This window comes from Brevibacterium sp. SIMBA_078 (assembly GCF_046534565.1).
Taxonomy (GTDB): Bacteria; Actinomycetota; Actinomycetes; order Actinomycetales; family Brevibacteriaceae; genus Brevibacterium.
Genome location: NZ_JAWRYQ010000004.1, coordinates 412,530 through 425,777 on the forward strand (window position 1 = coordinate 412,530; position 13,248 = coordinate 425,777).

9 protein-coding genes and 1 pseudogene are annotated in these 13,248 nt (G+C 63.8%); 7 read left to right on the top strand and 3 right to left on the bottom strand.

All coding sequences use genetic code 11. The annotated features are described in order from the left end of the window. Nucleotides 1-33 precede the first annotated feature (33 nt). On the bottom strand, nt 34-1,665 hold the full coding sequence (locus SB749_RS16780; RefSeq protein WP_410711290.1) for an acetolactate synthase large subunit: 1,632 nt from the start codon (nt 1,663-1,665) through the stop codon (nt 34-36). A gap of 180 nt (nt 1,666-1,845) precedes the next feature. Here SB749_RS16780 and pheS point away from each other — a divergent pair, with 180 nt between their 5' ends. From pheS to SB749_RS16810, 6 genes are all read left to right on the top strand, one after another. Continuing rightward, nucleotides 1,846-2,889: a phenylalanine--tRNA ligase subunit alpha gene (gene pheS / locus SB749_RS16785; RefSeq protein ID WP_410711291.1), complete on the top strand. Its 1,044-nt coding sequence runs from the start codon at nt 1,846-1,848 to the stop codon at nt 2,887-2,889. Nucleotide 2,890: 1 nt separating this feature from the next. Then, entirely contained in the window at nt 2,891-5,476 is a 2,586-nt protein-coding gene (pheT, locus tag SB749_RS16790) for a phenylalanine--tRNA ligase subunit beta (protein ID WP_410711292.1), read from the top strand. A 94-nt stretch (nt 5,477-5,570) separates the two neighbouring features. Next, nucleotides 5,571-6,419: an SDR family NAD(P)-dependent oxidoreductase gene (locus tag SB749_RS16795; protein WP_410711293.1), complete on the top strand. Its 849-nt coding sequence runs from the start codon at nt 5,571-5,573 to the stop codon at nt 6,417-6,419. Nucleotides 6,420-6,472: 53 nt separating this feature from the next. Continuing rightward, nucleotides 6,473-7,186, top strand: a complete 714-nt coding sequence (locus SB749_RS16800; RefSeq protein WP_410711294.1) for a hypothetical protein — start codon at nt 6,473-6,475, stop codon at nt 7,184-7,186. Nucleotides 7,187-7,295: 109 nt separating this feature from the next. Next, nucleotides 7,296-9,758: an aminodeoxychorismate synthase component I gene (pabB, locus tag SB749_RS16805; RefSeq protein WP_410711295.1), complete on the top strand. Its 2,463-nt coding sequence runs from the start codon at nt 7,296-7,298 to the stop codon at nt 9,756-9,758. A 71-nt stretch (nt 9,759-9,829) separates the two neighbouring features. Continuing rightward, nucleotides 9,830-10,609, top strand: coding sequence for an aminotransferase class IV (locus tag SB749_RS16810; RefSeq protein WP_410711357.1), 780 nt, complete (start codon nt 9,830-9,832; stop codon nt 10,607-10,609). A 60-nt stretch (nt 10,610-10,669) separates the two neighbouring features. Here SB749_RS16810 and SB749_RS16815 read toward each other — a convergent pair. Both SB749_RS16815 and SB749_RS16820 read right to left on the bottom strand, forming a co-directional pair. After that, a pseudogene (locus SB749_RS16815) lies at nt 10,670-10,963 on the bottom strand (ISL3 family transposase); the annotation flags it as partial. A gap of 629 nt (nt 10,964-11,592) precedes the next feature. Next, on the bottom strand, nt 11,593-11,904 hold the full coding sequence (locus SB749_RS16820; protein WP_410711296.1) for a putative quinol monooxygenase: 312 nt from the start codon (nt 11,902-11,904) through the stop codon (nt 11,593-11,595). A gap of 107 nt (nt 11,905-12,011) precedes the next feature. On the opposite strand from SB749_RS16820, the gene SB749_RS16825 reads away from it, so the two are divergent. Beyond that, the gene (locus tag SB749_RS16825) at nt 12,012-12,953 is read left to right on the top strand and encodes a GlxA family transcriptional regulator (RefSeq protein ID WP_410711297.1); all 942 of its coding nucleotides are present in this window, start codon (nt 12,012-12,014) and stop codon (nt 12,951-12,953) included. Nucleotides 12,954-13,248: the final 295 nt, after the last annotated feature.

Here is a 13,248-nt window from a genome sequence, read left to right on the forward strand (position 1 = left end):
GGTCAGAGCCAGACGCGACGCTGAATCAGTACCTCACCGCTTGCCCAGCTCGTCGATCAGCACGCGCTTGTTCTCCGAGTAGTCGACGGGCACGACCACGACGTGCACTCCACCGACCTCGAACGCGTTCTCCAGGGCATCGCTGATGCTGTCGACATCCTCGACGCGGGTGCCTGTGGCCCCATACGACTCCGCGTACTTCACGAAGTCCGGGTTGCCGTAGGTCAGACCGTAGTCGGGGAATCCGTCCGCGGCCTGCTTCCACCGGATCATGCCGTAGGCGTTGTCCTCGAGGATGACGACAACGAGATCGAGACCCAAACGCACGGCGGTCTCCATCTCCTGGCTGTTCATCATGAACCCGCCGTCGCCGACCACGGCCATGACCCGACGCTCCGGGTAGGTCAGCTTTGCCCCGATCGCCGAGGGCAATCCGGCGCCCATCGTCGCCAGCGCATTGTCGAGCAGCAGAGTGTTCGCCCTGGTCGTGCGGTAGTTGCGGGCGAACCAGATCTTGTACATTCCGTTGTCCAGGGCCACGATTCCATCGGTCGGCACGACATCACGGACCTCCTGGACGATCCGCTGGGGGATGAACCGATCCTCATCGGCTCCCTCGTGGATCTTGATGAGGATCTCATCACGCATCGGCAGGAGCGCCTCGGCGGTGGGCACGGGACCGCCGAGCACCTCGGCGAGCTTGTCCAAGGACGGACCCAGGTCACCGATGACCTCGAACTGCGGGAAATACACCTGCTCAACGATGGCGGGACGGTATCCGATGTGCACGACGGTCGGTCCGTTCTCATCCATCGTGAACGGCGGCTTCTCCGTCGTATCGTGACCGATGGTGACAATGACATCGGCCGCATCGATCGCGTCGTGGACGTAGTCACCGGAGGTCAGGGCCGCCGTGCCCATGTACAGATCCGACGCTCCCGTCACCGAGCCCTTGCCCATCTGCGTGGTCACGTAGGGGATGCGCATCCCCGCAACGAAACGCGACAGCTCCTCACTGCAGGAAGCCCGGGAGGCATCCGCACCGAGCATGAGCAGCGGGTTCTTCGCCTCCCTGATGACGTTCGCGGCGTTCGCAATCGCCGTATCCCCGGCGACGGGCCGACTGTTCGTATGCGGTTCGATGAGCTCGAACCCGTCGACCGGCATCCCGGCGATGTCCTCGGGCAGCTCGAGGTGCACCGGTCCCGGACGCTCGGCCTGAGCGGCGCGGAACGCCTCCCTGACCATCGTCGGGATCATCGCCGCCGAGGTGATCTGCTTGCTCACCTTCGTCAGGGGATCCATCGTCGCCACCGTATTGACCATTTGGAACGCCGCCTGCTCAGCGGTGCGGATGCCCTTCTGACCGGTGATCATGATGACCGGCATCCCGCCGAGGTGGGCGTACGCAGCCCCGGTCGCCAGGTTGAGCGCGCCCGGCCCCAAGGTCGTGAGCACCACACCGGGCTTGCCCGTCAGCCGACCGTAGGTGGCGGCCATGAACGCGGCCGCCTGCTCGTGACGGGTGAGGATGAGCTCGATCGATGAATTCCGCAGGGAGTCGACGAAGTCGAGGTTCTCCTCACCGGGAATGCCGAAGATCCGCTCGACGCCCTCGTTCTCCAGGGCCCTGACCATGACATCTGATGCACGTTGTGTCGTCATGTGCCCGACCCTACGCCTCACGCGGCTCGATCCCTATGATCGACCCCACACAACCGTCACCGAGGCGGCCCACCCACCCAGCGGACCCGACCAGGGCCCTGCCTGGGGAGACGATAGACTGGCAGGCGAAGAGAAACGACGTCCCCTCAGCTGCGGGCAAGTACGGACAAAAGGACATTGATGACAGACCAACTCGACCCCTTGGACGAGTCGGCCGTGAAGCAGGCCGTCGACGCGGCACTCAAGGCTTTCACGGATGCGACGACTCTCGACGAGCTCAAGCAGGCGAAGATCGACCACACCGGTGACAAATCCCCGCTGGCGCTCGCCAACCGAGCCATCGGCTCACTCGACAAGGCCGATAAGGCCGCCGCCGGCAAGATCGTCGGCAAGTCCAGGGGACAGGTCAAGCAGGCCCACGACGCACGTCTGGCCGAACTCGAAGCCGAACGCGATGCGGCCGTGCTCATCGAAGAGGCCATCGACGTCACCCTGCCCACCGATCGGCGTCGCCTCGGCGCTCGCCACCCGCTGAGCCTCATCCAGGAACAGGCCGCGGACTACTTCGTCGGCCTCGGCTGGGAAGTCGCCGAAGGCCCCGAGATCGAATCCGAATGGCTGAACTTCGATGCGCTCAACTTCGGGCCCGATCATCCGGCCCGCCAGATGCAGGACACGTTCTTCGTCGACCCACCTGAGGCCGGCCTCGTCCTGCGCACCCACACCTCACCGGTTCAGTCACGCTCCCTGCTCGAACGCGGCGTGCCGCTCTACGTCGTGTGCCCGGGCAAGACCTTCCGCACCGATGAGCTCGATGCCACGCACACCCCGGTCTTCCACCAGATCGAAGGCGTCGCCATCGACAAGGGCCTGACCATGGCCAACCTGCAGGGCACCCTTGACGGCTTCGCCCGCGAGATGTTCGGCCCCGAGTCGAAGACCCGCCTGCGCCCGAGCTTCTTCCCGTTCACCGAACCCAGCGCGGAGATGGACTTCTGGTTCCCCAACAAGGTCGGCGGACCCGGCTGGATCGAATGGGGCGGCTGCGGAATGGTCCACCCCAACGTGCTGCGCGCCGCCGGCATCGACCCCGACGTCTACCAGGGCTTCGCCTTCGGCATGGGCATCGAACGCACCCTGATGCTGCGCGAAGGAATCAACGATATGCATGACATGGTCGAAGGCGATGTGCGCTTCTCGGCCCGTTTCGGAATGAAGGCTTGATATGCGCGTCCCACTGAACTGGCTGGCCGACTATGTCGATCTCCCAGCCGAGACCGATCCCCATGCCCTCGCCGCCGAATTCGCCTCCATCGGACTCGAAGAAGAGGACTTCTTCGGACCCGAGATCACCGGGCCCCTCGTCGTCGGTCGCGTGCTCGAACTCGTCAAGGAAGAGCACTCGAACGGCAAGACCGTCAACTGGTGCCGCGTCGACGTCGGCCCCGAACACAACGAGGCCCAGGACGATCCGAAGGACCCACAGCCCGGCGAGGAGCGCCCGAGCCGCGGCATCATCTGCGGTGCGCACAACTTCGTGCCCGGCGACCTCATCGTCGCCTGCCTGCCCGGAGCCGTCCTGCCCGGTGACTTCAAGATCGCTGCTCGCAAGACCTACGGTCACAAGTCCGACGGCATGATCTGCTCGGCCAAGGAGCTCGGCCTCGGCGAGGATCACTCCGGAATCATCGTTTTGTCGGATCTTGGTCTGACAGGTGAGCCCGGCGATGACGCGATCGCGCTGCTCGGCCTCGACCAGGTCACCCTCGACGTCAACGTCACCCCCGACCGCGGCTACCAGCTGTCGATGCGCGGCATCGGACGCGAATACGCGCAGATGAAGGGTCAGACCTTCACGGACATCGGATCCGCCGAGGTGGCTCCCACCAATGCGGCCACCGACGATGGCTACCCGGTGTCGGTTGAGGACAACAACCCCATCAACGAGGTGGCCGGCTGTGACCAGTTCACTGCCCTGCAGGTCACCGGGCTTGATCCTCAGGCGAAGACCCCGTTCTGGATGCAGCGTCGCCTGCAGCAGGCCGGCATGCGCCCGATCAGCCTGACCGTGGACGTGACGAACTACGTCATGCTCGAACTCGGTCAGCCGCTGCACGCCTACGACACCGCGCTGCTCGGCGACGAGATCGTCGTCCGCCGCGCCACCGCCGGCGAGAAGCTCACGACGCTCGACGATGTCGAGCGCACGCTCGATGCCGAGGATCTGCTCATCACCGACCGCAGCGCCGGTGAGACTGGCAAGGGCGGGAAGATCATCGGCCTGGCCGGAGTCATGGGCGGCGCCGACGTCGAGGTCAACGACCAGACCACCGACGTCGTCATCGAGGCCGCTCACTTCGACCCGATCTCTATTGCCCGCACCTCACGCCGCCACAAGCTGTCTTCGGAGGCCTCGCGTCGCTTCGAACGCGGCGTCGACCCGAAGCTCGGTCCCGTGGCCGCACGTCGCTGCGCGGACCTACTCGTCGAACTCGGCGGCGGAACGCTCAGCCCAGCGACCACACAGATCGGGCAGGCTCCCGAACCGACGGTGCTCGACCTCAAGGTCGCCCGTGTCGCCTCCTTGGTCGGTGTCGATTACACCGTCGCCGAGGTGACCTCACTGCTCGAGGGCATCGGCGCAACTGTGTCGACTAAGGACGAGGAGACGGTGTCGGTGACCGTACCCAGCTGGCGCACGGACATCACCGACGACGTCGACCTCATCGAGGAAGTCGCCCGCACCGGCGGCTATGACCGGATTCCGTCCGTTCAGCCCGCCGCTCGGGCCGGCAACGGACTGACGGTAGCGCAGAAGACGCGTCGCCGGATCTCGAACCTGCTGGCCGCCGACGGGTTTACCGAGGTGCTGTCGTACCCGTTCACGAACGATAAACGGGATGACCAGCTGCGGCTCGAGGCCGATGACGTGCGCCGCAAGCACGTGCGCCTGGCCAACCCGATGTCCGAAGACCTGCCGCTCATGCGCACCAACCTGCTCTCGACGCTCGTCGACCTCGTGGTCCGCAACCAGGGCCGCGGGGCGAAGGACGTCGCGCTGTTCGAAGCGGGACTGGTGTCCACCTCGGCGGGTCTGCCTGAAGGTCCCGGACCGCGTCACCTGCCCGGATACCACCCGAGCGACGACGAGCTCGAAAAGATCTACGCATCGGTGCCGCACCAGCCCTACCACTACGCGGGCATCTTCTCCGGCAATGCGGAGCTTCCCGGAGTCTGGGGCAAGGGCCGCAAGGCCGAGGCCACCGACGTCATCGACACCGTGCGCCGGATCGCTGCGGTCAATGGCCTCGAGGCCACCGTCGAGGCCGACCAGATCGCCCCGTGGCATCCGGGCCGTGCGGCGAAGTTTGTCCTCGCCGACGGTCAGGTGCTCGGCCATGCCGGTGAGCTGCACCCGAAGGTGTGCGAGAACCTCGGCCTACCGGCACGCACGGTCGGATTCGAGATCGACCTCGACGCCCTGCTGGCTCAGGATGACCTGCGTGCTTGGGACGGTGCACTGTCGACCTATCCGGTGTCGCGTCAGGACGTCGCTCTTATCGTCGATGCCGAGCTGCCGACGCAGACTCTGGCCGCGACGCTGCGTGAAGGTGCCGGGGAGGAGCTCGAACTGCTCGAGACCTTCGACCTCTACACCGGAGACCAGCTGCCCGAGGGCAAGAAGTCGCTGGCGTTCCGCCTGACCTTCCGCGCCCCGGATCGCACGCTCAAGGCCGATGAGGCCTCGGCGATGCGTGAGGCGGCGACCGCGTTGGCCGCCGAGCGTCACGGTGCCGAAGTCCGCAGCTGAGAACAGTGCGTAGCAGAGCCCGGTCGACCGTTAGAGTGGTTCGACCGGGCCTTGCCCTATCCGAATCGATGACTATCCACGAGGAGCACAGAGCATGACCGAGAATCTCACCCCCACAGCCACTGCAGTTCCGTCGGAGACGATCGCCCTCATCACCGGCGGTGCCCGCGGAATCGGACGCCACCTCTCGGAGGCGTTCGCAAAGGCCGGCTACGACGTGATCGTCACGGCGACGTCGGCAGAGAAGGCGGAAGCTGCGGCTGAAGAGATCGCTGAGGCGACCGGGGGAACGGTGACCGGTGTCGGTCTGCGCACTGATGACATCACTGTGGTGAACCAGCTGCGTGACTCAGTGGCCGAGCTCGAGAAATCGACGGGGAAGCGTCTGCAGGTGCTCATCAATAATGCCGGGCGCATCGAGTCGACCGAGGGGCCACTGTGGGATGCCGATCCGGAGAGCCTCAAGGGCGTCGTCGACGCGAACGTCACCGGGGTTGCGCTCATGATTAATGTCTTTGCACCGGTGCTGATGGCCGGCGCCGAGGCGACCGGCCGTCCCAGTCGGATCATTGACCTCAACTCGGGATCGGGAGCGAAGGGCACGCCGGCGTATGCAGTGTACTCGGCGTCGAAGGCAGCACTGTTCCGCATCGCCGACTCGGTCGTTCACTTCGGGCATGACAAGGGACTGCGTATCTTCGAGATGGCGCCGGGCGTCGTCGAGACAGCCATGACGAAGTCGATGCCCGTCCACGATTTCCGCCAGGGTGATGATTGGACCTCACCCGAGCAGGTCACCGATCTGGCTGTGGCTTTGGCCTCGGGGACATTGGATGCGTTCACCGGACGGTATGTTCGCGCCGGTGCGGATTCAGAAGAGTCGTTGCTCGCCGAGGCGTCTGGCGGACTGTCGGCTCAGACCCGCGGGCTCGTGCTCGGCTGAATCAAGTCTGTACTTCGGGGATCTCCAGGGCTCTCTGTGATAGTTATTTGATTATGAGTGAAGTAGGTACACCAGCTGAACTGGCAGCCCGACTCTCTGCTGAATTGCCCAAACAACGCGGCTTTGAGTGGAATCGAGAGAAATGGGCCAAAGTCGTCCACGATGTCTCTGACGCCCGGGAGACAGTGGACTCATTGCCCACAGTCCTTAGCCGGGGAGTTATTCGCGAAGTGGTCCAAGAGAATCTCGTCAGGGATAGAGTCCTTGGCGCTTTTGTGCCGGTAATGATTTGGGGCGGCCCCGGAGGATACGGTCCCTTTCGGACACGCAGCATTTTGACTGGTGAGCGTACGCGGTCGAACTCCGACTCTCCAATCATCGAGTCGATTCGAGACCATCTGATCGAAGGCGCGCAACTAGCTCGTTCCGAGAAACCCGTCGATGCCTTCTACTACTTGAACAACCAGGGCCATATTAAGTATCTCGGCGGTGCATTCTTTACCAAATGGATGTCGTTCACCTCGATGGCAGAGTCGATCGATGACGAACGCGTTGCACCGATCCTCGATAAGCGCGTACGAGACTGGATTGTCGCGAACGTGCCCGCCGATGAGCTGGTCGGATTCCGAGTTGATCGGACTAAGGGTTACGAGATTTACTTGTCTCTGCTAGACCGTTGGGGAGCTCCTTTCGGTCGAACTCGTAGCCAAGTCGAGCTTGCGATCTTCGAACTTACTCGTGACCGTCCATTCTCTGCGAATGGTTAGAGAACTGGTGCGTGGCAGTTTGGATTGTTTGAACAGCGCATCTCAGCTGATTAGTCAGGCTTGTGCCTCGATTCGCGCCGCTGTCGAATGAGGTTGCACTCTCTATACGGTGGCCGGCACACCAGTCGCTTTCGGTGAGGAGACCACTGTGATTCGCACTCTGCTCATCGACAATGCCGATTCGTTCACGTTCAATCTCTTCCATCTCCTTGCCGAGGTCAACGGGTGCGCTCCGACACTTGTGACCAATGATTGGGCCGAGTTCGAGCTGAGCGTGCTCGACGAGTTCGACAATGTCCTCATCTCCCCAGGACCGGGAACTCCGGAGCGACCGGCCGACTTCGGCATCTGCTCCGAAGTGATCGAGCATTCGCCGATACCCGTGCTCGGCGTGTGCCTCGGTCATCAAGGAATCGCTCATGTGCACGGGGGAACCGTGGCCCACGCGCCAGAGCCCCGGCATGGTCGGGTCTCCCAGATCAGCCATACAGGTACCGAGCTGTTCGCTGGGATTCCCTCGCCGTTCTCGGCGGTGCGTTATCACTCGCTTGCAGTTGCCGACGTGGCCTCTTGCTTAGAATCGACCGCATGGTCCGACGACGGAGTCATCCAGGCGCTGCGGCATCGAACTAAACCTCAGTGGGGAGTCCAGTTCCACCCGGAATCGATCGCCTCCGACGAGTCACGAACTCTGCTTCGGAACTTCGCCTACTTGACTGAGGCGTGGAACCTGCGGGATCACAAGAATGACCTACCGGCTGGCGAGGATTGGGTTGGCAAGGATTCGGCCTTCGAAACCGACTTCCCCGCGGGGACGTGCGTAGTACCCGATCCACACCAGGTGACTACCGGTCCACCTGCCCCTCGGCACCACTACGTTCTCGACTTCGATCTGCTCCCACAAAAGGTCTCCGACGCACAGCTCTTCATCGAACTCTTCGGAGACGAACCTGAGGCCGTTTGGCTCGACGGGAATTTACCAGGCAATGACTCGTCCCGGTTCTCGATCATGGGTGCGCCGTCCGGTCCGCTGAGCAGAGTAGCGACTGGCTCTGTGCCGGAAGGGGTAGTCGAAGTGCGTTCGGCCGGTGACGAGTCAGAGAGTGTGACTGAGTCGTCCGGATTCTTTGACTGGCTCGAAGCCGAACTCGCAAACGCGACCGTTGCGGTGACCGGCGAAAGAACAGAAGCGCAAGGCATCAAATCCACTTTTCCCGGCTTGAGCGCCTTAAGCCACGATCTGCCATTCGATTTCCGCCTTGGGTGGGTCGGTTACCTCGGCTACGAGCTCAAGATCGAGGTCGGCTCGCCGAACCAGCACGAATCCGACCTGCCTGACGCCGTCATGATGTTCCTTGATCGCGCACTTGTCATCGACCATGACACCAATAGCATTCACCTTCTGGCACTGCGTCGTGACGACGACCCAACTGGCCACGCAACAAACCAGGACTGGTTTGACCAGACACGCGCACGGATCGCATCGGTCCCCGCCGAGGAAATCAGTGGTACTGACCAACGGCGGGCCACCTCGTCGAAGGCAGACACCTCAACCCCGGCGAAACGCCGCGATCCAAACCTCGTGGCACGGCACAATCGGCGTGAGTACCTCGACCTCATCGATCAAGTGCAAGAGAAGATCACCGATGGCGAGACCTACGAAGTCTGCCTGACGAACATGCTCGAATGCGCCGTCGATCCGCATGCGTCACCACTGGAGATGTATCTGCGGCTGCGTGAGGACAATCCGACGCCGTTCGGGGCGTTCATCCGCACGCGAGAGGCGGTGATTCTCAGCACCTCACCTGAGCGGTTTCTGCGGATTGGCGCAGACGGCCGGGTGGAGTCGAAGCCGATCAAGGGTACTCGGCCCAGGGGAGCGAACCAGGCAGAAGACGAGGCGATCAAGGCTGAGCTGGCCGCCTCGGTGAAGGATCGGTCGGAAAATCTCATGATCGTCGATCTCGTCCGGCACGACCTCGGGCGCACGGCCGAGCTGGGATCGGTGCAGGTGGACAAGTTGTTCGGGATCGAGTCGTATGCGACGGTGCATCAGATGGTCTCGACGGTCAGTTCACGCTTGGCCGAGGATGCTAGCCCGGTGGCGTGTGTGCGGGCGGCGTTCCCACCAGGGTCGATGACTGGGGCGCCGAAGCTGCGGACGATGACGACCATCGAAGAGCTCGAGGCCGGCCCGCGTGGGGTGTACAGCGGAGCAGTCGGGTATTTCTCGCTCGGCGGTGCCGTCGATCTCAGCGTCGTCATCCGCACGCTCGTCGTTCAGGGTGAGACTCTGAGTTACGGGGTCGGCGGAGCGATCGTTGCGCTCTCGGATTCCGAGGAGGAGTACGAGGAGACAGTGGTGAAGGCGGCTCCGGTGCTGAGGCTGCTCGGTGGAGTGGAGCTCCCCGGCGAGGTTGTCGTTCATGTGAACGACCCGTCCGAACTGAGGACACATATCCATTCGACTGAGCAGATAGGCGATGTTGACGCCCACACCATGATCCCCGCCGAGGAGGCCGGACCGACCGATACCGCTGTGGCCGAATACTCGGGTGGAGTTGAGCGGTGAACGTGTGGCTGTGGAATCAACAGGATCACCGTTTCGAGGAGCCTACGACGGACTTCAGCTCATCGAAGCTGATGGCCGCCGATTCGTGGCTTGTTGAAGACGGGCGGGTACGAGCGTTCGACCTCCATCGGACACGGTTCGGTGATGCTGCTGCGCAGGTGGGGATGGGTGATGCGATCACCGACGATTTTTGGGCGGCAGTGGTCGAGAAGATCCCGGCGAAGGGGGAGTGGTTCCCGCGCGTAGATGTCCTCGACGTTTCTCCTGACGCCGAACGTGAGTTGGCATTCCGGTTGCGACCAGCACCTACTCGGACGCAGCAGTTGAAGGTTCTCATCCCGCCATATTCCGACCCGCGAATCACTCCGAATCGGAAAGGCCCGGACATCGTATTGCTTGAGCGTGTGCGGGAGGACGCCGGTGAGCAGTACAGCTGTGACGAGGTATTGCTCATCAATGGGGACGGGTACGTCATCGAGGGAGCAACGACGAGCCTGCTGTGGTGGGACGAAGAGACCCTCTGCGCACCGGATCCGGAGTTGGGAGCGCTGCCGGGAGTCACCTCGGCGGTGATCCTCGAGGAGGCTCGCGCTCGCTCGGTTCCGATCGAGTTGCGGCGAGTGCGCCCCGAGGAGCTTATCGAGCACGAAGCATGGCTCGTCAACGCGCTCCACGGGATTCGGCGAGTGAGCGAACTCGTTGACGGGCGTGACCTTCACGACAGCGTGCAGCGCGGGGAAGAGACGAATCAGATTTGGGCTGGGCATAGAGTCGGGCCCCATGCGGATGCGGTCCGGCTCGGCCGTTGGCGTGAATGGTTGGAAACGATTAGGGTCGCTCCGGGCATGTGAAGGCTCCGGGCGATGTAGTTAGTCAGGTTTCGGAACCCGAGTGCGGAGCCGCGCAGGTGTTCGGCGCCACACGTGTCCGCAGTCGGCACAGCGGTAGCGGCGCACTACAACTGCCAGCACGGTCGGTCGCCAGACCAGCGGCTCGTGGGCCAACCGCCGGATCACGGTGTCACGAGCAGCGCTTTCGCTGCCGCACCCTCGGCACCACTGATCTGGTTCCACCACGCGGCACGCGAGGACCGCACGATCCGGTTCAAGTCGTTGTCCAGTCACGCTCAGACAGAGGCCGTCGAGTCGAGCGAAGGCGGTCAGGTCAAGGCGGCCGAAGCCGGCCGGCGGGGTAGCGTCGGACACGTCGAGGTCTTTCGGATGGATGGCGTAGGAACCTCCGTTGTCGGGAGACCTCGACGTCTATCTGCGGACCGACGCGCCCGGCCGACCTACACCGTCATCTGAGAAGACCCCTGAAACGTCTTCGACGACGGGACCGGCGAGGAGGAGGGCTCGGTGAGCTAAAGGAATGGAGCTTGCTCGGCTTCGACGCCGCCGCAAGCTCCGGTGAAACGGTCGGTACTGGTCGGTCGTCGTCGGTCACCACCGGATGGCGGCGTCCCCACGCTCGGCGTTTGCGCAGGTCAGCGGCTCGTTCGCCCAGTGGACGCATCAAGCGATAGACGCAAAGCCGACGTGATTAGGTCGTCGGTTCGATTCCGACAGGCGGCTCCGGCGAAAAGCCCCTGACCTGCGGAAACGCAGGGCAGGGGCTGTTCTGTTCTGGTGGTCGAGCGATGCGCTGGCCTCACGGCTCTGCCCGACACCGACGTCGCTCTCCTCTGCGATGCCCCCCCTCGCCGGCTGAGCGCTCGCGGCCGCCATCCTGTCCGTGTGCCGATAGGCCTCGCACCGCTCGGCAACGCAGCATGGCGTTGCGTCGCGACCTGGCGACGGCTCGGCGGGGCGCGATCGTCTCGTGCGTTGGCGGCCTACGGGAGCTTGGACGCGAGGACGTCGGCCGCCAGGATCTCGGGTGCTGCGCTGAGGAGGTGCTCGTTGGCCGTCAGGGCTGCGACGATGGCGCCGTTGGCGTGGGCGTCGCGAGCGGCCTCGTCGGGGAATGCATCGAAGATCCAGAAGGTGTCGGCGTCGGTCCTGACCGCGAACCAGACAATCGTTCCTACTTCTTCGTTGGCGAGTTCGACAGCGCCGGCGAGCAGATCGGCGAGCGCGTCGTGCTGTCCATCGGCCGCGACGATCTTGGCGACGAAGGCGTACGGAAGTGATGCGGGTGTTGACATGAGGGACTCTCCTTGAAGTCGTGATTCTTCGCGTGACGAGTTCAGCTTATGACGAGCAAGGGCCGGTGGGGAGTGGCGTATACGGCAGTATTGCTATTGTTTACGTCATGCGTATTGGACTGATCGCGATTGACGGCTGCTTCGGTTCGGCTATCGCGTCGATCATCGACATCGTGCGGGTGGCCGAGGGAGCCCGCGGCGATGTCGACCCGCGGATCGACCCGATCGAACTCGCCATCCTCGGACCGAAACGGCGAGTGACCACGACGGCATCGATGACCCTGTCGGTGGACCACCCGCTGTCGGAGTCCGCAGAATTCGACGTGGTCGTCGTCCCTGCGCTTGGAACCCTTACGGCCGCCGCTACCAACGACGCCCTCCAGAGCCGAGATACTCGGTCGGTCATCGCCTCTCTCGGACGCCTCGACGAGGCGACCACCCGGATCGCCGCGGCGTGCACCGGCGTGTTCGCTGTCGCCGAGACCGGACGGATGCATCATCGGCGGGCGACGACCAGCTGGTTCCTGGGGCCGGAGTTCCTGAAGCGCTATCCGACCGTCGCCCTCGATCTCGACACCATGGTCGTGGTCGACGGGAACCTCGTCACCGCCGGCGCCGCGTTCGCTCACATCGACCTCGCGCTCTCACTCGTGCGATCGATCAGCCCCGACCTGGCCCAACACGTCGCCAAGCTCCTCATCATCGACGAGCGCCCGTCGCAGGCGGCCTTCGTCGCCTACGAACATCTCCGGCACGAGGACCCGATCGTCGTCGAGTTCGAACGCTTCGTGCGCGCCCGCCTGGACGAACCGTTCAACGTCGCCTTCGTCGCGCAGTCGCTCGGCACCAGCCGGCGCACCCTCGAACGACGAGTCCGTGCGGCGCTCAACCTCACTCCGCTCGGCTTCGTCCAACGGCTTCGCATCGAACGAGCTCGGCACCTCTCAGCAACCACGGACCTCACCTCCGCCGCGATCGCGCTACGGGTCGGCTACGCGAACGCCGAGACTCTGCGCTCCCTCCTGCGTAGGGAGCGACGCCGTTCCTGACCTATCGCCATGCCTGTAGCCGGTGTGCTAGTGCTCGACTGGAACCAGCTCTCAGCACGTCGCGTCGACGCTCCTGCGTCGCCCCTGGACGACCCACTCGACACGCCCGCAGCACAGGCCATGTGACGTGTCCCGGCTTCCCGGACGGTCGGGGTTGGGTGGCTGTGATGTCGCTGCGTTCTCGTCGAGAGGATCAGCAGACCCGATCAGAGTCGATTGGGATAAGACGCGAAGGCGGTCAGGTCAGGGCGGCCGAAGCCAGCCGGCGGGGTAGCGTCGGACACTCCATTTGAAG